The organism is Dyadobacter sandarakinus (genome assembly GCF_016894445.1).
GTDB classification, from domain to species: Bacteria; Bacteroidota; Bacteroidia; order Cytophagales; family Spirosomataceae; genus Dyadobacter; species Dyadobacter sandarakinus.
This window is the reverse complement of record NZ_CP056775.1, coordinates 2,603,069-2,627,712: the sequence shown is the minus strand read 5'-3', so window position 1 is coordinate 2,627,712 and position 24,644 is coordinate 2,603,069. Positions and strand designations below refer to the sequence as shown.

Sequence of the window (24,644 nt, the reverse complement as noted above, 5' to 3'; positions counted from 1 at the left end):
AAAAGGACTCCTTTTTGCACGCAGTATTTTATTCGCCAATGAGAAAACTTTTACTTAATCTGACAATCCTTTGTCTTGGACTACCCGCCTGCCTTTTTGCACAACCCGTCATCCAGTGGGACAAAACAATCGGCACATTACAGGGCGTAATGCCCGAAACGATGGAACAAACAACCGACGGCGGTTACATCCTGGTCGGGACTTCGGACGCTGACGCGGGCGGAGATAAATCTGAATCCAGTAAAGGAAGTTCGGATTTCTGGATTGTAAAACTCGCGCCCAACGGAGCAAAGCAGTGGGACAAAGTGATTGGTGGTCCGGGTACGGAAACCGCCGCAGCAATTCGGCAGACCATGGATGGCGGCTACATCGTAGGTGGAACATCCAGTTCTCCGATCGGCGGAGACAAATCAGAAAAGAGTAAGGGAGGAACAGATTACTGGATCGTAAAGCTGGATCAGACGGGAAATTTGCTTTGGGACAAAACAATTGGTGGAAATTCCAGTGACGGCCTGGTGGACCTCCGTCAAACACCTGACGGCGGATATGTACTCGCCGGCTCCACTTTGTCGGATGCCGGGAGTGACAAAAGCGAACCCAAGCTGGGCTCGCTGTCTCCCGATTTCTGGGTGGTAAAGGTCTCCGGGACGGGCACAATAGTATGGGACAGAACGCTCGGTACACCCAGTTGGGACAATATGCGATGTATGACACTCACATCGGATGGAGGAATTGTCGTTGCGGGTGAGCAGGGTTATCAGGAACAATCCAGCGGCTATTATCTTCTTAAAATCTCGGCCCAGGGAGTACAGGAATGGGAGAGAAATGTTGCTGGTATTATATACGGAGAGGGACTAGTTGACGGCTGGGCAAACATCGGCGATTTGCAGCAAACCCCTGATGGTGGATTTATACTTGGAGGTACCTGTACTGGGGGGGTTGGTGGTGATCGGTCGGAATATTCTATTGGTGACTACTGGATCGTCAAGCTTAACGCAGACCTTACGGTAGCCTGGGATAATGTGATAGCAACGTCAGCAGGGGGTGATGGTAAATATATAAACTATTACGCAGGCCTGACCCAAGTCCCCGGAGGCGGCTACCTGGTACTGGGCTATTCAGCCTCCCATGCAGGCGCAGACAAATCCGAGGACAGCCACAATGCAATTGAGGATTTCTGGCTTATCAAGCTTAATGCAGCGGGGATTGTGGTGTGGGACAAAACCATAGGAGGGGCATCAGTTGAACGGGCAGTCTCCATTGTAAACACCGCAGACGGTGGATTCGTGCTAATGGGCTCGTCAAACTCTGATATTGGCTTTGAAAAGACAGAAGATGCTAAGGGTGTAAGCGACTTCTGGGTTGTCAAGTTCGGCTCGGAAGAGCCACCACTGCCGGTAACGCTCACCGGATTTTTTGCCCGAAAGGAAAATGCTACAGTAATCCTTTCCTGGCAGACTACGTCTGAAACCAGCAGCGACTTCTTTGAAATCCAGCATTCAACCGATGGGAAAAGCTGGAATGCAGTTCAGAAGGTATTTGCAAAATACGAGAGTACAGCAACCGAAGAGTACATGTACGTTCATGCCAGTCCGCCCGCAGGAGAAAATTATTACCGGCTTAAAATCGTCGATACGGATGGTGTATCTGCATTCAGCAAAATCACAAGCCTACGTTTTAATGCAGAATTTACGGTGCGTGTTTACCCCAATCCTGCCGCAGAAACCCTGACGATCGAGGTTGCCGACCCGCAGGATGTGAAGATGGTACAGCTGCTCGACAGCAGAGAAAGAGAACACTATCAGTCACCCGAAGCCGGGAAATCCATTGATGTCAGATCGTTTACGCCCGGCGTATATTTTGCCAAAATCACAAGAAAAGACGGCGGCGTGGCAGCAAAGAAGATTATTATCAACAACTAGCGAACAGAAACAAGCATTTACTCATGAAAAAATCTTTGCTCAACATTTATTGTATAATCCTGGTTTTTACTACTTCCACCGCGCTCATGGCCCAGCCGGCAGTGGAATGGGATAAAGTTTTCGGAGGATTAGAGGCGGATAACCTGTATTCTGTGCAGCAAACTGCTGATGGCGGATATATCCTGGGCGGAGCGTCCGGGTCGAATGCCGCCTGGGACAAATCCGAGGGCGGGAAAGGACATTCTGATTATTGGGTCATCAAACTGGCTGCCAATGGTGAGAAGGAATGGGACAGGACCATCGGCGGCACCGATTACGATTACCTGGAACTCGTCAGGCAGACTTCTGACGGAGGCTATATTCTTGGCGGCCGCTCCTATTCGGACGTAGGAGCAGATAAGAGTGAGCCCAATGGAGGTACGAAAAACCCGGAAGACCGGCAGCCCGATATGTGGATCGTCAAACTGTCGGCGGCTGGTACGATGGAGTGGGAGAAAAGCATTGTCCGGAGAGGTGAAGAACTGCTTTCGGAGCTCCGGCAAACTGCTGATGGCGGATATCTTGTATTTGCCAATGCGTACGACGTCGGGGGACATCTGGTAAAATTATCTGCAAACGGTACTATTGCATGGACCCGGGACTATGTCAGCTTTTTTGGAATGGACCAGCAAGGCCGGCCCGAAACTGCCGATGGCGGATACATTGTTGCCAACGTTACCGAAGGAAGTTATTACATCACCAAATTAAACGCCGATGGTTCGGAACAATGGGACAAAGTGTACCTCGGCGGCAGCTCAGGTTCCGCGGCAACTGCCTCGACGATCAGGGTTCTTCCTGATGGTTTTGTCCTCGGAGGGAGCTCAAACTATGGAATCGGGAACCAAAAAACCCAGGCAGGAAGGGGATTACTTGACTACTGGATATTGAGACTGGACAACAACGGTACCAAACTTTGGGATAAAACTTTTGGAGGAAGTGCGAACGACAAGCTGACCAATGTAGACGTCACGAAGGATGGAGGATTTCTGCTAAGCGGAACTTCGGATTCCGGCATTGGCGGCGATAAGTCGGAAGTGTTGCGGGGTGTTTACGATGCATGGATGGTGAAGATCTCGTCAATCGGTATCAAGCAATGGGAAAAGACGCTGGGCGGAAGCAAGTTTGAACAATATAATTCTATCACGGGTAACAGCAACTTGCGGCTGCTTTACGAGAACAGCAATGGCGAGTACATCCTGAGCGGCAGGTCAACAGGCCACGCCAGCCAGGACAAAACCGGGGACGCAGAAGGGGGATGGATGGTTAAACTGAAGGCAAGCGGACAGCGCGTTTGGGACAAGACAATCACAGGGAACATCATCAAGCCGACTTTAAGCGACGGCTACGTATCTTTCAGCTCGCCCAAAGGCCCGGCCGCTGACACCAGGACAGAAGACGCCAGGGGATCGTCTGATTACTGGCTGGTTAAATATTCCGCAGAAGCACCCTCCCAAACCCTGACTGCTTCGGCATCAGAACTTTCCTTCAATTATAATCCTGGCTCGGCCACTCCGGCACAAAACATAATGATTGCCAGCAACAGCGGAACAGCGCCTGCATTGCAGTTTGTGAAATCGGAAGGCAGCAAGTGGCTTACCGTGGTAACTGCGCCAGACGGCAAAACAACATTCAGCATCAATGTCAGCGGATTGAAACCGAATGCCTATGCTGCCTATGTGACCTTTTTCGCACCCGATCACAACCGGGTACGGGTTGAGGTAAACATGCTGATCGCCAGCGAAGAGGCGAATAATACTTTTGTCCGGATCAATGCAGGGGGCGAAGATTTTCTGACACCCGGAGGCAAGCAATTCCGCGCTGACCAGTATTTCAGCGGCGCAGACAGCACCATTACGGCCGAAAACGGAAATATTGCCAACACGAACATAGACGAAGTATACCGGTCTGCACGAACCGGAGCCGCATTCGGATACAAGATTCCGATGCCGGACGGAAAAGCCATCGTCACGCTGCATTTTGCAGAACTATGGTACGGTGCACCCGGAAAAGTGCCGGGAGGTGCCGGTAAAAGGCAGTTTCATGTTAATATCGAAGGCAACCGGGTATTAACGGATTTTGACATTTTTGCGACTGCCGGCGGAGCTATGCGTGCCACGGAACAATCCTTCGAGGTAACCATCACGGGTGGGGAACTGGATATTGATTTGCTCTCAGGCGCAGCAGACATCCCTCTGATCTCTGCCATAGAAGTAAAGACCATTAACATAGCACTCGGCGCGATTGCGGATACTTTCGTAGCTGATGCTGACATCGATGGAATAAGTCCCGGCAATGGAATACATGGTTCAGAGACGCAACTGGAAGTCAGGAGTATTTTCAGAGCTTTACCCGGCAGGCGGTATTCTTATCTTAAATTCAACCTTAGTACTGCTGCCAAGGTCCAAAAAGCGGTATTGCGCCTCTATGGAAGCAATGTGGATAGCGACGACGCTGTTTTGATGGATGTTTACGGCGTCAATAATGACAACTGGACTGAAGAAAGCCCTGTCTCGGCTGCGGTTTACGGTAAATCCACGCCGATACTCAGCTCAGTATCAGTAGATGCAGCTGAAAAATATTACGAGCTGGATGTGACCAGCTATGTAACTGCACAGCAGGAAACCGGAGATGCGCTGGTATCATTTGTTATAAACGATTCGAGGCTCAGGGGTTTGACGCTGGCTTTTAACAGCAGGGAAAATGCAGAGAACCAGCCGCAACTGCTGATCATCCCGGTTGCAGAGACTGTAACCGACGAGCCTCCGCTTCCCGTCACCCTCACTGTATTCACAGCTCAAAAAGAATCCGCCACTGCCCGGCTCACCTGGCAAACGATTTCCGAAACCCGCAGCGACCACTTTGAAGTAGAGCATAGTACAAATGCCCGATCCTGGAACCTGCTGGGTGCCGTCAATGCAAAAGGTGAGAGCACGGCTTTGGAAAATTACCAGTTCACACACCTGCATCCTGGGCACGGCTCCAATTACTACCGCCTGAAAATGGTCGATGCCGACGGCTCGTTTACCTACTCCCAGGTGAAACAAATCACATTTGAGCTTGATTTTGAAATAGCGGTTTATCCTAATCCCGCAACGGAAATCATTCACCTGAAAACAGCTGACTGGTCGAAGGTGTCGGCAGTACGGATCCTGAACAATGCAGGTAAGGTGCTTTATCAATCACAAAATGCGCCCGTACAAAGCATTGTCACCAGGGATTTCAATGCCGGATTTTACTTCGTTCAGATCGCTTTGGCCGACGGGACAATGACAACCCGGAAAGTCGTGATCGCGCCATAGCTGCAAAATTCATTGTAAGTTCTCCTCTCTTTTTACCGGTTGCAAACCGGGTACTAAGCATGCGGCGGCCTGGCGGAATGTTCCCCTGGCCGCCTTCCTACCTGCAAAAATGTTCAGATAGTCCAGCTCAACTGGCAAATTGTATAAGGAAAACTGGCTACAACTGGGTACTTTTGCTCTGTTATTTAGAACAAGTCTATTTATTTATAAAAAACTGAAATGCTTGCGGGACTACTTCTGCGCAGCTACTTCCGGCTTGTACTACTACATAATACCCGAAAGAGGATGTTGCAAACCTTACCATTGACATACATGATCTGAACACTACCTTCTTTCCTGAGCCAATTAGATTATAAGCAAAAAAGCCGGATGGCTGGTACCCGTCCGACTTCCGCGCCGAGGCGCTGTGCTTCCAAACGCTGAAACATTTTAAGCAATGCAAATTAGCAAAATTCTGCATACAGGGCTTTTTTGTGCCCTGACAATCATTTCTTTTGCCCAAACACCGGCATCCCGGATTTCCGGACATGTGCGTACGGAAGAAGGTGAGGCGCTACCCGGCGCATCGGTCGGTCTCAAAGGCACTTCTTACGGTACCGTCGCCAATGCTGATGGATCCTATACGCTCGAAAACGTACGTCCCGGTACCTACCAGCTGGTCATCACTTTCCTGGGCTACCAGCCGCAGCTGAAACAGGTCACTATGAAAGCCGGCCAGCATGTCAGGGAAAGTTTTAAGCTCATTTCTGAAATCCGCGAGCTGGAGACCCATTCGGTCATCGGCCGGTCAGAAACGAAGGAGGTCAACCGGCAGGCATACAATGTAACAGCCATCGACGCCAGGAAACTGCAGAACTCCACCCTGGATCTGTCGCATGCACTCGACCGGGTTTCGGGCGTGCGTGTACGGGAGAGCGGTGGGGTAGGTTCCAATATGAACTTCTCGCTCAACGGCTTCACAGGCCGGCAGGTTAAGTTTTTCCTCGACGGTGTACCGATGGACAATTTCGGCTCGTCTTTTCAGCTCAACAACATTCCCATCAATCTCGCCGAGCGCGTGGAGGTATATAAAGGTGTCGTACCCATCTGGCTGGGCTCCGATGCGCTGGGCGGTGCGGTCAATATTGTGACCAACACCCGGCAGAACAGCTACCTGGATGCATCCTACTCTTACGGATCTTTTAACACGCACCGCACGACGATCAACGCGGGGTACACGGCCAAAAATGGCTTTACCGCACAGCTGAATGCATTTCAGAACTACTCGGACAATAATTATTGGATCAATGTTGACGTGGCCGATGTGAGCACAGGCGAGTATTACCGTAACCAGCGCCTGCGCCGTTTCCACGATACCTATCATAATGAAACCGTGATCGCGCATGTAGGCGTGGTGAACAAAAGATTTGCTGACCGCCTGCTGGTCGGGATTACACTGGGAAAAAACAAAGCCGAGATCCAGACAGGTGCGCGCATGGTAAGCGTGTTCGGGGCCTGGCACCGGAAAGGCAACATTGTGATGCCCAGCCTGAAATACCAGAAAAAGGATCTGTTTGTGAAAGGGTTGAATGTAAATCTGTCGGCCAACTACAACCTCGGTCAGGAGCAGAATGTGGATACCGTGTACCGGCGCTACAACTGGTTTCAGCAGTACAAACAATATGAAGGCCTGGGCAGCGAGCGCGAAAGATCACTGTACAAGTTTCGCAACAATAACGGTCTGGCTACCGCAAATGTAACCTACCAGATCAGCCCGCGCCATGCACTGACGCTCAACAATGTGTACAATACCTTCAACCGCCGGGGCGAGGACGAGCTTTTTCCGGATGCAGAAAAGTATGAGCAGCCGAGGATCAACAGGAAGAATGTGCTCGGCCTGGGTTATAAGTTCGACTACAATGAACGCTGGAACACATCCGTATTTGTAAAAAGATTTACCCAGAACAACAAATACTCGGTCTCCTACAATCCGACAGGCAACTGGGGTGACAATGCTTTTCTTGAACAAAAGAACAGTTTCAGCAAGCTGGGCTACGGGATCGCCTCCACCTATTTTTTGTTCAGCAACTTACAGTTGAAAGGCTCTTTCGAGAAGAGTTACCGGCTCCCCGAAACCGACGAGCTCTTTGGCGACCTGATCAACCTGGAAGGCAATATTGATCTTGATCCCGAGACGAGCTATAATTACAACTTCGGGTTCAGCTACAATGGCGCGGTCCGCCGCATACACCGGTTCAGTGTGGATGCCAATGTGCTGTACCGCGATGCGCAGGGCTTTATCCGTCCCCGCCTGAATGCCAATCAGACCAAGCAGGTGATGGACAACCTGGCCGATGTCACCAACTTCGGGGTGGATGGCGAAGTGCGCTATTCCTACAAACAGCTGCTTACTGCGGGCGTGAACCTGACTTACCAGGACCTGCGCAACAACACCCGCTTTGAAGAAGGCTACACTACCCAGAGCCCGCTCTACCGCGACCGCATTCCCAATATGCCATTTCTCTTCGGAAATGCGGATGCCGCGCTGTTTTTGAAGGACCTGGGCCGAAAAGGTAATACGCTCACCCTGGGTTACAACCTGCTGTATGTACATGCCTACTACCTCTACTGGCCAAGCCTCGGCAGCGACAAGCTCGACATTCCCGAACAGCTCAGCCACGACGTGAATGTGGTGTATGCGATGGCAGGCGGCAAGTACAATGTGTCCGTGGAATGCAAAAATCTCCTGGATGCCAGGCTGTACGACAATTTCAGCCTGCAAAAACCCAGTCGCGGCTTTTACGTGAAGCTGCGGTATTTCGTCAGTAAATAATCCCGATTAACGCATAATTCAACTTAAAACAGAAAAATGAAAAAGGCATACCTGAAATGGTTTTTTGTGGCAGGCATGGGCTTGTTCCTGGGCGCATGCAGTGAAGACAGTCCCTCCGGCACCACGCCCGATCCTGAGCCGGGCACCACCTCGCGCTACGTGGTAGCCTCCGCACCCATCGGTTCGCAGGGCGTCGCAGATTACCTCCTCACCACCAGTGACCTCACGCAGGGAACCATCAGCACGGTAGGGCAGGGCATTGAGCAGGACGGTTCGTACCGGTATTATCTCACGCATAAAAACAAGTTTTTCAGCCTGCTGTATGGCCAGGGAAATCCCGGCGCAGTGACGACCTATACCCTGGATGAAAAAGGGGCTCTGGTAAAAACGTCCGATTTCCAGGCCGAAACCGTGCAGGTATTTACCACGGCCGGGGACGATATCCTGACCATCAAAGTGCCCCGCAGCGGCAATGAGAGTGCATCCTGGTTCCGCATCAATGCAGACCAGTCCAAGATTGTTTCCGAAGGCCAGGTGAATATTGTGCAGCTCGCGGGCAATGGCGAACGTTCGCATTTTACCTGGGCCACACAGGTGGGCGACAAGGTTTTTGCACCTTATATGAGCATCAAAGGTGCCGCACCCGATGTGTTTGGGACGGCTTACCCGGACAGCAGCTGGATCGCGGTATTTTCCTACCCGGGTATGACCTATGAGAAAACCATCAAAGACAACCGCACCAGCTTCATCGGCTCGTACTTCAACAATGGTCTGGCGGTGGATGAAAGCGGCGACGTATATGGATTTTCGCCGGCCTCGGCTACCAGGGCTGGTGTAGCCTCGTCTACCAAGCCTTCAGCATTTTTGCGTATCAGGAAAGGTACCACCGAGTTTGACAAGAGCTACTTCTTTAATGTTCAGGAAAAATCAGGCGGGTACAAGATCGCCAATCAGACTTACCTGGGCAGCGGTAAAATCCTGCTGTACATGTATGGTACTGTAAATACCGCGACCGGCAACAAGCGGCTGGCCATTGCAGACCTTTATAACCAGACATTTACCTGGGTAACCGGCGCACCGGAGTCTATCCCGTCCTCATCTGCATCGTACAATAACAATACGGTGAGTGACGACAAGAAAAGCGTTTACGTCGGGATCAACTCCGAAGCAGGCAGCTGGATCTATACAATTGATATCGCCACGGCCACAGCCAAGCAGGGGTTGAAAGTGGAAGGCGGCGCAATTACCGCTGTCGTGAAGGTTAAGTAATCATCACCAGGTTTCCTGCCGTCCGGGTTCGTGCGGCAGGAAACTTTCTGATCCTGCCGGGCACAGGATCCGGTCAGGGAAAAAATATTTTGCAGCAAGAGGGAGGCAGGCATGAGCTATATAAAATCCGGTACGAAGCAGGCACTTGACGAAGAAACTATGAATTTGCAGGACTACCCGCTCCATGATTTGGGCGAGGCATTTTTTGCAATGACCACCATTGAGGATGCCGACGGGTACTTCTTCAAAGGGCTGCACCGCCACGATTTTTATGAACTCCTCTGGTTTACGGATGTGGGTCCCGGCCAGCTGCATTCCATTGATTTCAGGGATCATCCCATTGCCCGCAACCAGGTGTTCCTGCTTTTGCCGGGCCAGGTACACAGTCTTGAGCAGCTCAACAAGCGCGGCTTTCTGATGGCCATGTCGGGTGAGTTTTTTGAAAGGGTGATCGGAAATGACATGTTCAGGTTTCCGGGCTATTCCGGCAATTTCAGCATTGTGATCCCGGATCAGGGGCTGGCTGTGCTGCATACGATTACCGGGCTGATCAGGACCGAGTATGCCGGCGCCGCACGCCCGGTTATTCTTGAATCTTACCTGCGCAGCTGGGTGCTGCATTGCATTGAGCTGTATAAGGAAAGCAGCATTCCCCAAAGTGATCCCCGTCTGCAGGCATTGGGCGAGTTGATTGAAGCACACTACCGGAAGCAGCGCCGGGCGGAGTTTTATGCTAAAAAGCTGTCCATCAGCGCCAAGCGCCTCAATGAACTTACCAGGGAATCTTTTGGCAAAACCATCAGTCAGATGATCAATGACCGGCTCATTCTCGAAGCCAAACGGGAGATCGGGTGCATTGATAAGCCCATCAAGGAAATCAGCTATGAGCTGGGGTTTTCGGAGCCGGCATACTTCACCCGCTTTTTCGGCAAGCAAACCGGCTATGCACCGCAGGACTTCAGAAAGCGGATCATGGCTTTGGACCACTAGTATTTTACGCAAAAAAGAGCACCAACTTCAAACCGTATGTTCAGCACCATTTGCTTACTTTTTCTGGGCGGCTTCATGCTCTGGATGAACACCTCCCGGCGCATCAGCTGGCCTGCCAGGAACAAGGCCATGGCCTACATGGCATCTGTCCCGTCATACAGCCGGTACGCGGCCGGCGCATTGTTCCTGGCGGCAACCCTGCTTTGCATCAGTGCCCTGGGCCCGGGCAGCGGGCTCTTTGCAGCCGTGGTCATTCTGATGACTGCAGGCTCTGTATCCGTACTGTTTTTTCCATTCCGGTACTTCGGTACAAAGGGCATTGCCATTATTTACGGCTGCGCGCTTGCGCTCGAACTCCTTACCCGCTGACCTATGCCTGCCAACAAAAAATACCTGACCCGCTCCCCCTGGCTTCGCCTGAGTAAAATTCTCGCCGGAACGGTGGGAGGTTATGCTGTGATGATGAGCCTTCACCTGTTTTGCACTACGTTTTTACCCAAAGAAAATGTGATCGTCACTGCTTTCGTCACGGGCTACGTGCTGTGGGCCTTCCTGCTGCTTTATGCATTTATCGCGCGCAATGTGTGGCGGGTGTGGGGTATTTACATCCTGCTGACCATCCTGTTTTCATTGCCTTACCTGCTTCAGTCCAACTTCAACTATGGATCCTAGGAAATATAATATTTACTTCCATACGCATACGATCAGCGGGATTATCATTGCCGCAATCCTGTATGTGATCTTCTTTGCCGGCTCGTTTTCTTTTTTTAAAGATGATATCTCAGCCTGGCAAAAAGGTAAGTCGATCGTAGCGCGGAAACCCGTTCCCGGATTCAACAACCTGATTGACTCTCTCTCGCACAAGTACAACCTTCAGGGCCGCAGCTTCGACTTTTATATCCAGCGGCAGGGACAGGGAGCTTATGTGAGCATGACGGCCTCTGCGGATACAACCATCAGCAAGCCCAAACCAAAGCCGAAAGGAGAAGTGAAAAGGAGAGGACGCGGCAGAAGAGGCGGCGACGATGATTCGGCTTACTTTCTTTACAGCTTCGCCGACCAGAAAGCGGCCGGTGACTATGCGGATGCATATGATATGGGCGAATTCCTGTACCGCCTGCATTTCCTGGCCCAGCTCAACCAGGTATTTCCTTTCAATATCGGTACGCCGGTCGGTTACCTTATTGCAGGCATTGTTTCGTTCCTGTTCCTGTTTGCATTAATTACCGGTTTGCTCCTGCATTGGGACAAGATCAGGTCCAGCTTCTTCCTTTTCAGGCCCATGAGCAAGTGGAAAACAGTCTGGACAGACATGCATACTGTGCTGGGCGTCATCGGGTTTCCGTTCCAGTTTGTGTTTGCATTGACCGGCGTGATCCTGATCGTAAACTGGGTGATCCTAACGCCGGCTGCGAATGTGCTTTATGACGGGAATACAGAGAAAATGTACGAAAGCCTGGAATTTGGACGGTCGATTAAAGCAGACTATACTTACACACCCATGAAGGGCAGCTTTGATATGGACGCATTTGTGGCGCAATGGAGCAGCCGGTGGCCGGGAAGCCAGGTTACCCGCGTGCACATTGCCAATTACCAGGATGAAAGCATGCAGGTGAGTTTGGAGGCCAAGCCCAATCCTGAGGCCAACTTTGCAGGCTCCGGCTTTGTACATGTGCAGGTTGCCAGTGGTAAAATCCTGGCGGAAAAGTCACCGGTAGCAGATGCCAGCTACATCGACGGTGTGAAAAGCCTCGTGTACCACCTGCACTTTGGCGATTTCGGCGGAAAGCCGCTGCGGATTGTATTCTTTATTCTGGGTCTGATGGGCTGCGCGGTGATTATTTCGGGTATCCTGATCTGGCTGGTAGCCCGTGACAAGGTAAGTACTGAAAAACGCAAGCGAACCTTCAACTTCTGGGCGAGCAACGTATTCCTGGCGGCTTGCCTGAGCATGCTGCCCGTCACGGCATTTACCTTGATCATGCTGAAAGTGCTGCCCAAAGTAGACCAGGCGGCTATTTACCATACTTATTTTTACAGCTGGCTTGCGTTGTCCACATACTTTATAGTCCGCCGGAGTTTCCCGCTCATGAACCGCCAGGCACTCCTGCTGTCCGCTGTGCTGTGCCTGACCGTGCCGGTGGCCAATGGTATGGCAACCGGTCTCTGGATGTGGGCCACCTGGCAGCAGGGTGCATTCGATATCTTCTTCATTGATGCATTGTTCCTGGTACTATCGGTATGCTGTGCTTTTGCCTGGAAGCGCGTCCGGTCGGAAGCCAGGCCTTTTCGGATTTTGGATCAAAAAAATGATCAGGCGGGTACACCTGCCAAGCCGGCCCCGTCCCGCATCCCATCTGCAACCACGAAAATCTAGTTTAACCGCAAATCTTATGAATGCACGAAAGTTAGTACTGTCCATGCTGGCCCTGGTAGCCACTTTGTCCAACCTGCAGGCCCACGCCCTGTGGATACAAACTGCGCCTGCCGGCAGTGCAGGTAAAGCGCAGCAAATTAAAATCACCTATGCCGAGCCGGGCGAAAATCCGGAAAAGCTTGGAGAATGGTACTCCGACGTGAAGGAATTTGAGCTGTGGCTTACCAGGCCCGACGGAAAAAAGGAAAAGCTGACCACTATTGCCGGTGAAGACCATTTTACCTCTCAGTTTACTCCGCAGCAGGAAGGCGTATACACCCTGTCGGTGGGACATAGTGCCAAAGAGCTGGGCGGTAAGACAATTTACCAGTTCAATGCCAGTGCGCTGGTCAGGGTAGGGAAGTCTACTGCAGGCAATGAAGCCGCTTTGAACAACAATGACCTGAGCATTTTTGCAGATGCCGCAAAGTCGTACCAGGTACAGAAGCCTCTGCGTCTGACAACGGTTTACAAGAGCACGCCCGGCGGGAAGGCCAGCCTGAACGTATCCTCACCCAGCGGCTGGTCAAGGCAAATTGAAACGGACGAAAACGGCATGGCCGAATTTACACCGCTCTGGCCGGGTACTTATTACATTGAAGCCTCCAAAAGCTGGAAAGAGTCCGGCACCCACAACGGAAAGGAATATAATGGCATCTGGCGGGCAGCGACCTTGCTGGTGGATGTAGCGAAGTAGTCCGCTACACGGGAGAGGCAGGCAGACTGGCGGGAGATTGAAAATGAACCGGGCTGCTACGATTAGAAATTTCAGGTACTTCCCGGGAACCACACCCGGGGTTTTTTTACAGCATTCGTCCGGAGCGGGTGTATGTACTGTAAAAGATTAGAAGGACAGATGGCGGAAATAGCCGCTTATGGCACGATTTTCCCTGTAAAAACTGCACTTTCTAAATCGTAGCCTCTACTAAAATAGTGTACAAGACAAAAGAACTGCCTGCACCTGCACTGACGCATATGCTGCCCTGGGTACAAACAGCTTCAGATGCGCCTTACTTTATCACAGAAAACGGAGCCAACTGGACACCCATTGGGCAGAATGATGCCATTACCTGGCCTGAGCTGGAAGGTCTTTTCCGACGAAAAAACATTGGGGAGGCAGACCGGTACCTTGCCTGGCTCGCCGAGCATGGTGTCACCTGCCTGCGCCTGATGCTGGAATATGCCCAGGGTGAGCACCGCTATTTTGAAAATCCCGCGGGCACTTTCTCACAAAATATGGTCCGGCTCTGGGACGATCTGTTTACACTTTGTGCCAAACATAACCTGCGTATCCTGCTCACACCGGTAGATACCTTCTGGATGTGGAAGCGGTGGCAGTACCATCCCTACAACCGTAAAAACGGCGGCCCCTGCGCCAAACGATCCGAGTGGCTGATATGTCCGGATACGCTGGCGGCTGTCAAAAACAGGCTGTCCTTTGTGGCTGAGCGCTGGGGTGGTAGCGGTGTCCTGTTTGCCTGGGACCTGTGGAACGAAATACATCCTGCGCATGCCAACGGCCGGACGGACGTATTCGAAACGTTCATCAACGAGCTGAGTACGCATTTGCGCGAGCTGGAAATGCGCCTGTACGGCCGCTGTCATCCGCAGACGGTCTCGATTTTCGGGCCTACCCTGCAGGAGCAGCCTGCCGCCGCGGACGTTATTTTCAGGCATAAGATGCTCGATTTTGCCAGTACGCATTTTTACGATGCCGGTACGATCGACAATCCCAAGGATACAGTGGCATCGGCAATAACCGCCGGGCAGCTGGTGCGGGAGGCGCTTTCGCATTTGCCGGCAAGCAGGCCGTTTTTCGACAGTGAGCACGGACCGATCCATGCATTCAAAGACAAGCACATCATTTTTGCACACGACTTTGACGACGAGTACTTCCGGCATATCCAATGGGCGCATATAGCATCGGGTGCGGCCGGGGGCGGGATGCGTTGGCCGAACCGGCATCCGCACTGCCTCACGCCGGGAATGCGCCTGGCGCAAAAAGCCATGGCAGGGTTTACCGACCTGATTGACTGGAAAAACTTCCGCCGCAAAAACCTGAACGAAGAGCTCACAGTAAGCGACCGCCGGTTTGCTGCATTTGCCTGTGCGGACGGGCGTCAGGCCGTACTCTGGCTGCTCAGAACCGATACGCAGGTGAAAAGACCCGACCGGCTGCGATCGCTGGATCAGCATGCGCCGGGAATTCCTGTGGAGATCACCCTACCCGGCATGACCGCGGGACATTACGAGGTGATAACCTGGGACACAGTGCATGGGCGTGCCGTAGAAAAGCAGTTTGTACAGGTTAAAAGTGATGAAACACTGCACCTGCATTTGGCTTCGGTGGTAAGCGATATTGCTGTGGCAGTACGGCCTGCCTGAATAATCCGGCTTTATCCTGCACATGGAAGAGCAAAATACGACCGGCATATCCCGTTTTTGACAGTGCGATTTACTTACTTCGCTTCTTCAAACCTTTTCCTGTTTTTGAGAGAAGGGTTTTGCCCTGTTGTACCATTTCAAGTGATTTTATGCGCATCAAACAATTGACCGGCCTTGGCTTTGCACTGCTATCCATGCTGCCTGTGCAGGCACAGAAGGAAAGCCGGGAAGCCGGTGCAAACAACCTCCGGTATATCGACCCGAAGATCGGTAATGTGGGCCAGCTCCTGGAACCGACACGCCCGACCGTGCAGCTGCCGAACCAGATGATCCGGATGGCGCCGATCCGCGCCAATTACCTGGACGACCAGATTTCCAGTTTTCCACTGACCATCGTTTCGCACCGGCTTGGTGAAGCGTTTTCGATCAAACCCTTTACCGAACAGATCAATGCCCAGAGCTGGGAGAAAAAACTCGCTTATGACCATGACCTGGAAACCATCCGCCCCTGGTACTACACTACCTACTTTGTGGATGATGAGGTGACCGTATCTTATGTTCCCGGCAGGAAGACGGGGATTTTCCGCTTTGAATTTCCTGCAGATACTGAAAAAAGCCTACTGCTTGGACTGTACAACGGAGCAGGCAGCTGGGATTTCAGGGAGGGAAACGTGGTGGTTGCCACGGAGCAGTACCATGGAATGAAGATCCACTTGTACGGTAAATTCAGTGAGGCGGGTACGGTAGTCACCGGTGTAAACGGGCAGATTAGTACAGCGCGGAAAGCGGATGGGAAAGATGCACGGGCTGCCATTACTTTTTCCCCGAAGACGAGAAATGTAGCGCTCAAATATGCCATTTCATTTGTGTCAGCGGAACAGGCAAAAAAGAATTTTGAGAATGAACTGCAATCCGTCGACTTCGAAACGCTCAAAAAACAGGGAGAGGATGCCTGGGAAAAGGTGATCGGGCAGATCAATGTGCAGGGTGGGACCGAGGCGCAGAAACGCAGCTTTTACACCGCACTGTATCGGACCTACGAGCGGATGGTCGATATATCGGAAGATGGTCAATATTACAGTGGCTATGACAACAAGGTACACCAGGCAAGCCGGACATTTTACGTAGACGACTGGATGTGGGACACTTACCTTGCACAGCATCCTCTCCGTACGATTCTGAACCCTGCGCAGGAAGAGGATATGCTGCAGTCGTTTGTAGATATGTACAGGCAGAGCGGCTGGATTCCTACTTTCCCGGTTTTGTTCGGGGACAATCCTTGTATGAACGGTTTTCACTCTTCAATTGTACTGCTCGATGGTTACAAAAAGGGATTGCGGAATTTTGATGTGGAAAAAGCTTACGAGGGCATGGTAAAGAATGCCAATGAGGCTACCATGCTTCCCTGGGTGAACGGGCCTAAATGTGAGCTCGATGATTTTTATCTCAAAAACGGCTACTACCCCGCACTTGCAAAAGGCGAAAAGGAGACTGTGAAGCTTGTGACTCCCTTTGAAAAACGGCAGTCGGTGGCCGTGACGCTCGGAGGGGCTTACGACGACTGGGCTGTGGGAGAGCTGGCCCAGGCATTGGGTAAAACGCAGGATTACCAGGTTTTCAGCCGGCGCGCGCTGAACTACAAAAACCTGTGGAATAAGGAGCAGATGATGTTTATTCCCAAGGACAGCAAAGGCAATTTTCTCAGGATTGACCCAAAATTTGATGGTGGAATGGGCGGCCGGGAATACTATGATGAAAACAACGGGTACACCTATAAGTGGCAGGTGCAGCACGACATTCCCGGTCTGATCGGATTGATGGGCGGCAAGCAACGTTTCGAGGCTGAGCTGGACCAGCTTTTCCGGGAGGGGCTGGGCAGGAGCAAATATGAGTTCTGGGCTAAGTTCCCGGATGCTACGGGCAATGTGGGGCAGTTTTCGATGGGCAATGAACCCAGCTTTCACATTCCGTATCTGTACAACAGTACGGCGCCCTGGAAAGCGCAGAAGCAGATCCGGTTTTTGCTCGATGTATGGTTCAAAGACAATATTTTCGGAATCCCGGGCGACGAGGACGGCGGTGGAATGACGGCCTTTGTGGTGTTTTCGTCCATGGGTTTTTACCCGCTTACGCCCGGTAAGCCCGAGTACACGATCGGCAGCCCGCTCTTTGAAAAGACGAGCATAAAGCTGCAAAACGGGAAGGAGTTTACGGTACTGGCAAATGGCGCCTCGGTCGTCAATAAATACATCCAGAGTGCCAGGTTCAATGGAAAGGCGCTGAACAAACCCTCATTTACCCACACAGAACTGATGGCTGGCGGAACCCTGGAACTTGAAATGGGACCAAAGCCAAATAAACAATGGGGGCTGGGGGAGTAGCTCCATTGTTTATCTGAGTACCTGTACGTGTCTGACCGGCGGGTCTGCACCGGACTTCACCTTGGCAGACAGACAAAGTCACGTCTGCCGGTAACAGGCCGGCTGGTCAGCATGATTATTTTGAACCTTTTTTGGTCGTAATAAGAAGAACGCCATTGTCGCCCTCGCTGCCGAACTGTTCACGGGCCTGCGCGCCTTTCAGGACATTGATGCTCGCAATATGATCGGGATTCACCGATGTGAAGCGGCTGTCGTTCTTGCCGCTCAGCTTAACACCGTCCAAAATATAGAGCGGCTCAGGGGCAGTTTGTGCAGTTGTCTTTTTGGATTTACCTTCTAACTGAAAATTAACGGGAAGCGTATATTGTACATTGACGGCTTTACCATCCTGGCGGCCCGGCTTCCATTTCGGAAACTTGGAAAGTACGCGCACTGCTTCCGCATCACAGCCATAACCCACCCCTTTCAGCACGGTAACATTTTTGGTCTCGCCGGTTGTCGATACCATAAAGGACAGCATGACCTTTCCTTCCACTTCTTTGTCTATCGCAGCTTTCGGATATTTCAGGTTCTCGGCCAGGAACCGGAACATCGCCTCCTGACCGCCTGGAAATTCGGGCAGCTCTTCGACCACGGTATATACCTTGGGTTCTGTGGCTGCTGCTTCCGCGGTTTGTTCACTGGCAGTCTCCTGCTGCTCACAGCCTGCAACGATCAGTGCGCTGGTGCCGGCCAGTACGGCGGCGGCAAAGTAGGTGCCCAGCATCCACTTTGATGTTCTGTTTTTGTAGATCATTTTGATTCGTGTTTTGATTTGAGATGGTTTAAAAAAATGATTGGATAAGGAAGAGACAGGGGTATTCAATGCATAGGAGATCAGGAATCGTGCATAGTGCTCCCGGTTGACCGCCTGCTGGTCGGCCAGGAACTCGTGTACTTCCTGGGTAGCACGTTTGTACAGGGCCAGCACGGGATTAAACCAGAAGACCGTTTTCAGGATTTCGAGCATCATGATGTCCACGCTGTGCCACTGCCGGGTGTGTACCATTTCGTGACGCAGGATTTCATCGAAATGATTTTCATAATCGTCGTAGCTGATCACAATGTTTTTCAGGAACGAAAACGATCCCGCCGAACTGCTCAGGATTACCTGACAATCATCGAGCACGATCCTGTCTCCCTGCGACAGTACCCGCCTCAGCTGCAATACCTGCACGGCAAGCCGGCATGCACTAATGCCGAATCCGGCCAGGTAAAGGCAGTAGGCTGCATTTTCCCAGGTAAACAGGGATACACTTTCCTGCTTGTTGTGAACCACCGAAAAAGCTGCGGCATCAATGGTGTACAGTGCCGGGATCACCGGAGCTGCGGCCGGGTAGATCATCAGCGGCAGCACAAATGCGGCCAGCAGAGAGCCCAGCAGGTAAAAACGGTTCCATTTAAAAAACGTATGATGGCGGAGCATGACCTGGTAACATGCATACAGCAGTACCCAGTATAGGTTTACTTTGGCCAGATAAATCAGCGTTTCCATGCTTATTGAGCGTTTTTATGGCGGTTAATAAGATCCATGATCTCGTCCAGGTCCCGGGCCTTAAGATCATTTTCCTTTACAAAAAACGAGACAAGATCCGGCAGTGAGTTGTTGAAATAGCTGCTGATCAGCTGCCTGGCTTCACTTCGCTTGTAATCTTCCTCGCTGATCAGCGGGTAATACTCATGCGTTTTCCCGTAGGCGGTATAGCCTACCACCTCTTTCTTTTCCAGGATCCGGATGATCGTCGATACGGTATTGTAGGCCGGCCTGGGCTCAGGCATTTCTGCCAGGATATCTTTGACAAATGCTTTTTTCTTTTGCCAGAGGATCTTCATAACCTCTTCCTCGGCCCGGGTTAAACTGCGTACTTCCATATTTATGTCTGTGGTAAATGTTGAAAACAATAGCGACTCCCAAATGTATGACTATTTAATTAGTTTCAAAACTAAAAGTTTAGTTTATCTAAAAATTGATGAAGTTTCTTGTGGTATTATTTCCAGATACCCATAAAAAAACTATCCACCGGAAAGCACGCTGGCTTCCTGGTGGATAGTTTCTTTTCCTGCTCAGGCAGGTTATGGCAAGTTGCCCGGCCGGGTTATCAGTACCCCGGATTTTGTTTCAGCTGGGGAGAGGCATTAAGCACATTCTGACCAATCGGGAAAATCTCCGTATGCTTGTCTGCATCCGGTTTTTTGTCCCACCAGGTACCTGTACTGAACACACCCCAACGAATCAGGTCGGTTCTTCTTCTGCCTTCCGCAAGGAACTCGCGCATCCATTCATCCAGCATTTCCTGGTCGGTCAGCTGGCTGCCATCGGCCTTGTAAAGGCTTGGAGAGCCCGCAGGATAGTTGCGTTTCCGTACTGTATTGAGCAGTACTGCTGCGGCTGCCTTGTCGCCTGCCCGGTATTTACACTCGGCCAGCGAGTAATAAATCTCTGCAAAACGTACCTCTGCGTAAGCTGAAGAAATTTTGTTGGCGTCGTCGCTGGGGTAGAAGGGGTATTTGACAGGGAAAATACCGGAGTTGTTATCGGCATTGTTCATGTTTGATACCTTGTCGGCGATCTTGGTTCCTGGCTTGGCATCCAGGAATTTGCCCACCTGGTCACGCAGGTACAATGGGTATGGACCTTTGAAACCTCTTACCGTATCCTGTTTTCCGGCTGCATTCGTGTAAGGCAGGTAGCCGTACAGGAACATCCCCTCACGCTTGCTGTTGCCCAGGTTCTTGTATTTTTTCAGACGGAGATCGTCCTTGTATTTCTGAAATTTAATAAATGGCTTGCCTAGTGTAAAGCTGTATTCCACACTATCCACGTCGAGGCCCGGCTGCATGGCATACTTGGGGTTTGCATTTCCAAAGTCGGTGAAGCCGAAGTAGCTCGGAGCCAGGTTCGGCAGCATCCAGAAGTACATACCGCCGTCATATTGCCAGTGGGTCTGTGCAAAGCTTCCCGGGAAGCCGAACATGGTTTCTTTTGAAGTCGGATTGGTATAGTCAAAAGGTGCATCCCAGCGTGATTCCAGCGCGTAGCTGCCATACTTTCCGTCGATGATTTCCTGCGCCAGTGTTGCACAATCGGCAAAACGATCCGTTCCGGTGTACACTTTTGCATTCAGGTACAGGCGCACCAGCAATGCAGCTGCTCCGCCCTGGGTCCAGCGTCCCGACACGTTATCACCCAATGTGGTGTTGGTCGATAGTTTTGGAAGCGCATCTTTCAGTTCCTGCTCAATAAAGGCGAATGCTTCCTGAGGTGTAGCCTGTGCTCCGCCTTCGGTCTGGCCTTTTACTTTGGTAACAATGACAATATTCCGGTAAAAATCCAGCAGGCGGATGTTCAGCCAGGCACGGAGTACTTTCAGCTCGGCGATCATACCGTCCAGCTCTTCCCGCGTCATTTCGAATTTGGAGGGATCGGTAATCCCTTCCAGGTCTTCCAGTGAGTTGGTCGCCAGGGTTACACCCCCGTAAAGTGCATTCCACGCGTCGGTGGTGTATCCGTCCTGCGGGGTCCAGGTATGGTAATGCACACGCTGGAACTGTCCGCCGTCAAACCAGTCGCCCTGGCGGTTCGGCGTCATCATTTCGTCAGAACTGTTTTCCTGCAGCATGAATGTGCTGCCACCCTGGATGCTCCAGTAGCTGTGTTCAAATGCCCTCAGAAAGTCGCGGGTCACGTCATCACGTGTCTGCAGGAAGTTTTCGGAGGTAATCCGGTCGTATAAAACCTCATCCAGGTTGGTGCAGCCTGCCGTCACCGAAAGCATTGCGCAGGCAGTAAACCTGTATATGTATTTTGAAAATTGATTCCTTTTCATTTTTGGCTATTGGTAATTTCAGAATTAAAAAGTGAGCTGTAACCCGAGCAGAAGCTGCGTGGTGGAAGGGTAATAATCCAGCGTGCCGTTGTTATCACTATTGGTACGAACACCCGGATACAGTCCGTTCACCTGGATCAGGTCAGGATCGCCGCCTGTGAACTTGGTAAATGTTGCCAGGTTCCTGGTGGTTGCATAAATCCGTACCGACTGCATGAATTTGGTCTTCAATGGCTGGGTATAGCTCAGCGTCACGTTGTCCACTTTCAGGAACCCACCCGCTTCGAGGAAGTAATCCGAGAGGGAGGAATAGGTAGAGGTGCTGGTCAGCTTTGAGTATTTGCCGCCGTCGTACGCTGAGGTCAGGACGTTCGCATTTTCCTGTGCTGCTGGTGTACCCAGGTAGAAAGCGTAGGTATTGAACAGTTTGTAACCGAATGCACCACGCAGAAACACGCTCAGATCCCAGTTCTTGTATTTGAATGAGTTGCTTAAGCCCAGTGTAAACTTGGGAAGACCGTTTCCTACAAACTGCTTGTCATCATTCTTGGCTTCGTTGGCAGGAACTACCTCTCCATTTTTGTTATAAACCAGCAAAGCACCGCTTTCATTTACACCAGCCGATTTGAGTGCGTAAAAGCTACCGATACGGGTACCTTCCTGCAAGCGCTGAAGTGTTCCGGGGCTTCCGGGTGCAGGCATGCCCACCACATCAACATAAGACTGGCCTCTGTACAGGTTGTTGGAGAACGAAACAAATTTGTTGTTGTTCCAGGCACCGGTCAGTCCCAGGTTATAGCTGAAATCGCCTTTGTTCACCACCGCTGCACTCAGTTGCAATTCCACACCCGTATTCCGCATGGTACCTACGTTGGCGAAAGTCTGGCCCTGGATGTTCGGTGGATTGGATACATTGTAATTTCCGAGCAAATCCTTGTTTGTGCGCACGTAGTAATTCACACTACCCGTAACCTGATTGCTGAAAAGCTCAAAGTCCACACCCGCATTGAAGTTGATTGCTTTTTCCCAGCGCAGGTCATAGTTTGTATTCTGGTTAGGTCCCCAAACCTGGTACGGAGTACCATTGAAAGGATAGTATCCGTAGCCGCCGTAAGTATCCAGGGATTTGTAAGGATCAAAATCCTGGTTACCCGTTTCACCATAATCCGCACGTACTTTCAGCTCGTTAAGCCACGTAACGCTTTTCAGGAAGTTCTCCTGTGTCACACGCCAGGCAACCGATGCAGCCGGGAAATACCCCCATTTGTTGCCGTAACCGAATTTGGAAGAACCCTCCCGGCGCAAGCTCGCAGATACGTAATATTTCTGATCGAAATCGTAGTTCAGACGTCCGAAGAATGCAATCAATGTCGAGCTGTTTTTATAGGAGCCTACACCATTGATTCCTTTTTCCAGGTTCCACAACCCTGTTCCCAGACCATTGTAAGTAAGTACGTCTGACGGGAATTTCTCATTCGAAGCATCAAAGCCGGAGTTGGTAAACAGCTGGTAAGAGTAACCCGCCAGCAGCTTCACCGAATGTTTGTTTACATCCAGGAAATAGTTTCCAAGCCATTCCAAACTCTTCTGATCATTTTCGTTCAGCGCCTGGTAAGCCGTGTTACGGCCGCTACCGTTGATGACAGTTGTAATGTTGGACGGCGTGAACCGCTGCGCACGTGCCGACCTGGTCACCTCACCGAAAGTTACCGTCGTGTTCAGGTTCTGAAGGATGTTCCATTTGGCTGAACCGTTCACATCAAGGAATTTGATCTCCTCACCACGAATCACGCTCGTAGCCTGTTCAACCGGGTTGTTGGCAAAGAAACCGGAGTTGATATAGGCATACCTGCCGGTAGAATCCTTCACCGACAAGGTCGGGTTCAGCGTCAGTGCGTAGTTGAAGCCGCTGTAATCGGCCTCGCTGGTTTTTGCATAACGCGGTGCTACGCTGAATGTAAGCGCAAACATATCATTGGCAGTGGTGTGGTTAATGTTCACCCGGCCGCCGTATTCTCTTTTTCCTGCACGAAGGTCAATCCCGTTTGCATCCCGGAAATCCACCGAGCTGAAATAGTTTGTTTTTCCGTTTCCGCCCGAAAACTGCAGCGTGTGCTTATGCGAAAATGCCGGCTGACGGCTTACTTCTTTCAGCCAGTTGGTATTGCCGCCAAAATCAACACCCCGCTTGTTTGCCAGGAACTCATCTTTTGAAAGCACTTTCAGCTCATTGGCCAGGAAGTCAAAAGAAGTATAGCCGTCATAAAACAACCGCGACTGGGCCGATCCCTTTTTGGTAGTGATCACGATCACCCCGTTGCTTCCGCGTGTACCGTAGATCGCCGACGCCGCGCCGCCTTTCAGTACGTCAATGGATTCGATCTCATTCTGGTTGATGTTGTCGATGTTACCACCCGGAATTCCGTTGATCACATACAAGGGTCCCAGACCTGCATTGCGGGAAGAAGCGCCGCGCAGCTGGATATTGGGGGTAGAGTTAGGGTCGCCGGCCGAAGTGTTCGTTACCGAAAGTCCGGCTACCTTGCCCTGGATCGACATCAACGGGCTGTTACTGCCCACACGGAGCAGGTCCGAGGACGACAAGTGGGTGATTGCGCTGGATACTTCGCGCTTGTTAAGCGATCCGTAACCGATCACCACCACTTCGCCCAGTGTTTTTTCATCCTCCTGCAGGGTGATGTCAACCGTGGACTTGTTGGTCACATCCACATCCTGACTTGTGTAACCTACGTGGGAGATCGTCAGTGTTTTGGCGCCTGCCGAAAGTTGCAGCTTAAAATTACCGTCTGCATCAGTCGTAGTGCCGTTTGTAGTGCCTTTTTCTACAACCGAAACCCCGGGAAGTGCACCCTGTTTGTCGGTAACCTTACCGGAAATAGCTGTGCCGGTTTGTGCTACCGCCACCTGGGACATCATCAGCACAAGGCCGAAGAACAAGGTGGTAAAAGCCTTGGCAGACCATCCTGCCAGCCTTGGCCTTTCCGCAGCTTGTGTTAGTTTGTACAAATTATTTTTCATCAAAATTGTTGGTTAAACAGGTACGCTAAGGTCTGCTTGTTATTATCTGATTAAATTTTTGGATTTATTTAAAGTGGTGCGAATTTCCTTCTTTGCTGATAAATGGGATGATCGCTGTGTCTCAATTTTGGATCAAAATGTCTCATGATTCATTTTTGTTATTAGCGATGATTAAACAGGGATATATTTATAAAAATGTTTAGACGGACCAGCCGGAAACCAAGCC

At 51.2% G+C, this 24,644-nt stretch carries 15 protein-coding genes; 11 read left to right on the top strand and 4 right to left on the bottom strand.

The genetic code is table 11. The annotated features are described in order from the left end of the window. Window positions 1-38: 38 nt before the first annotated feature. From HWI92_RS10505 to HWI92_RS10455, 11 genes are all read left to right on the top strand, one after another. Entirely contained in the window at window positions 39-1,922 is a 1,884-nt protein-coding gene (locus HWI92_RS10505; RefSeq protein WP_204663479.1) for a T9SS type A sorting domain-containing protein, read from the top strand. Between the two features lie 23 nt (window positions 1,923-1,945). Next, window positions 1,946-5,260, top strand: a complete 3,315-nt coding sequence (locus tag HWI92_RS10500) for a CBM96 family carbohydrate-binding protein (protein WP_204663477.1) — start codon at window positions 1,946-1,948, stop codon at window positions 5,258-5,260. Window positions 5,261-5,696: 436 nt separating this feature from the next. Continuing rightward, a complete protein-coding gene (locus tag HWI92_RS10495) occupies window positions 5,697-8,072 on the top strand; it encodes a TonB-dependent receptor (RefSeq protein WP_204663475.1) in 2,376 nt (791 codons plus the stop codon). Between the two features lie 36 nt (window positions 8,073-8,108). Further along, complete coding sequence (locus HWI92_RS10490) at window positions 8,109-9,341, top strand: DUF4374 domain-containing protein (protein ID WP_204663473.1); 1,233 nt, start codon at window positions 8,109-8,111, stop codon at window positions 9,339-9,341. 111 nt (window positions 9,342-9,452) lie between these two features. Continuing rightward, window positions 9,453-10,331, top strand: coding sequence for a helix-turn-helix domain-containing protein (locus HWI92_RS10485; RefSeq protein ID WP_229249294.1), 879 nt, complete (start codon window positions 9,453-9,455; stop codon window positions 10,329-10,331). A gap of 36 nt (window positions 10,332-10,367) precedes the next feature. Beyond that, the gene (locus tag HWI92_RS10480; protein ID WP_204663471.1) at window positions 10,368-10,700 is read left to right on the top strand and encodes a hypothetical protein; all 333 of its coding nucleotides are present in this window, start codon (window positions 10,368-10,370) and stop codon (window positions 10,698-10,700) included. A gap of 3 nt (window positions 10,701-10,703) precedes the next feature. Further along, window positions 10,704-11,003 (top strand): hypothetical protein, encoded by a 300-nt coding sequence (locus HWI92_RS10475; protein WP_204663469.1) that lies wholly within the window; start codon window positions 10,704-10,706, stop codon window positions 11,001-11,003. Then, window positions 10,993-12,708: a PepSY-associated TM helix domain-containing protein gene (locus HWI92_RS10470; protein WP_204663467.1), complete on the top strand. Its 1,716-nt coding sequence runs from the start codon at window positions 10,993-10,995 to the stop codon at window positions 12,706-12,708. Before HWI92_RS10475 ends, HWI92_RS10470 begins: the two co-directional genes overlap by 11 nt. Window positions 12,709-12,724: 16 nt before the next feature. Beyond that, window positions 12,725-13,444 carry a DUF4198 domain-containing protein gene (locus tag HWI92_RS10465; RefSeq protein ID WP_204663465.1) on the top strand — a complete coding sequence of 240 codons (720 nt, stop codon included), beginning with the start codon at window positions 12,725-12,727 and terminating at the stop codon, window positions 13,442-13,444. Between the two features lie 236 nt (window positions 13,445-13,680). Beyond that, complete coding sequence (locus tag HWI92_RS10460; protein WP_229249292.1) at window positions 13,681-15,132, top strand: glycoside hydrolase 5 family protein; 1,452 nt, start codon at window positions 13,681-13,683, stop codon at window positions 15,130-15,132. Between the two features lie 149 nt (window positions 15,133-15,281). After that, the gene (locus HWI92_RS10455; protein WP_204663464.1) at window positions 15,282-17,513 is read left to right on the top strand and encodes a GH92 family glycosyl hydrolase; all 2,232 of its coding nucleotides are present in this window, start codon (window positions 15,282-15,284) and stop codon (window positions 17,511-17,513) included. A gap of 115 nt (window positions 17,514-17,628) precedes the next feature. On the opposite strand, the gene HWI92_RS10450 is transcribed toward HWI92_RS10455, so the two are convergent. From HWI92_RS10450 to HWI92_RS10435, 4 genes are all read right to left on the bottom strand, one after another. Further along, entirely contained in the window at window positions 17,629-19,047 is a 1,419-nt protein-coding gene (locus tag HWI92_RS10450) for a M56 family metallopeptidase (RefSeq protein WP_204663462.1), read from the bottom strand. 2 nt (window positions 19,048-19,049) lie between these two features. Then, complete coding sequence (locus tag HWI92_RS10445) at window positions 19,050-19,424, bottom strand: BlaI/MecI/CopY family transcriptional regulator (RefSeq protein ID WP_204663459.1); 375 nt, start codon at window positions 19,422-19,424, stop codon at window positions 19,050-19,052. A gap of 227 nt (window positions 19,425-19,651) precedes the next feature. Next, window positions 19,652-21,379 carry a RagB/SusD family nutrient uptake outer membrane protein gene (locus HWI92_RS10440; protein ID WP_204663457.1) on the bottom strand — a complete coding sequence of 576 codons (1,728 nt, stop codon included), beginning with the start codon at window positions 21,377-21,379 and terminating at the stop codon, window positions 19,652-19,654. Window positions 21,380-21,403: 24 nt separating this feature from the next. Next, complete coding sequence (locus tag HWI92_RS10435) at window positions 21,404-24,418, bottom strand: SusC/RagA family TonB-linked outer membrane protein (RefSeq protein WP_204663455.1); 3,015 nt, start codon at window positions 24,416-24,418, stop codon at window positions 21,404-21,406. Window positions 24,419-24,644 lie beyond the last annotated feature (226 nt).

Bases quoted from the DNA above. Each gene is read 5' to 3' on its own strand.
- HWI92_RS10495 (WP_204663475.1), top strand. From the start codon at position 5,697: ATGCAAATTAGCAAAATTCTGCATACAGGGCTTTTTTGTGCCCTGACA.
- HWI92_RS10450 (WP_204663462.1), bottom strand. From the start codon at position 19,047: ATGGAAACGCTGATTTATCTGGCCAAAGTAAACCTATACTGGGTACTG.
- HWI92_RS10435 (WP_204663455.1), bottom strand. From the start codon at position 24,418: ATGAAAAATAATTTGTACAAACTAACACAAGCTGCGGAAAGGCCAAGG.
- HWI92_RS10470 (WP_204663467.1), top strand. From the start codon at position 10,993: ATGGATCCTAGGAAATATAATATTTACTTCCATACGCATACGATCAGC.
- HWI92_RS10475 (WP_204663469.1), top strand. From the start codon at position 10,704: ATGCCTGCCAACAAAAAATACCTGACCCGCTCCCCCTGGCTTCGCCTG.
- HWI92_RS10445 (WP_204663459.1), bottom strand. From the start codon at position 19,424: ATGGAAGTACGCAGTTTAACCCGGGCCGAGGAAGAGGTTATGAAGATC.
- HWI92_RS10505 (WP_204663479.1), top strand. From the start codon at position 39: ATGAGAAAACTTTTACTTAATCTGACAATCCTTTGTCTTGGACTACCC.
- HWI92_RS10500 (WP_204663477.1), top strand. From the start codon at position 1,946: ATGAAAAAATCTTTGCTCAACATTTATTGTATAATCCTGGTTTTTACT.
- HWI92_RS10440 (WP_204663457.1), bottom strand. From the start codon at position 21,379: ATGAAAAGGAATCAATTTTCAAAATACATATACAGGTTTACTGCCTGC.
- HWI92_RS10455 (WP_204663464.1), top strand. From the start codon at position 15,282: ATGCGCATCAAACAATTGACCGGCCTTGGCTTTGCACTGCTATCCATG.
- HWI92_RS10480 (WP_204663471.1), top strand. From the start codon at position 10,368: ATGTTCAGCACCATTTGCTTACTTTTTCTGGGCGGCTTCATGCTCTGG.
- HWI92_RS10485 (WP_229249294.1), top strand. From the start codon at position 9,453: ATGAGCTATATAAAATCCGGTACGAAGCAGGCACTTGACGAAGAAACT.
- HWI92_RS10490 (WP_204663473.1), top strand. From the start codon at position 8,109: ATGAAAAAGGCATACCTGAAATGGTTTTTTGTGGCAGGCATGGGCTTG.
- HWI92_RS10465 (WP_204663465.1), top strand. From the start codon at position 12,725: ATGAATGCACGAAAGTTAGTACTGTCCATGCTGGCCCTGGTAGCCACT.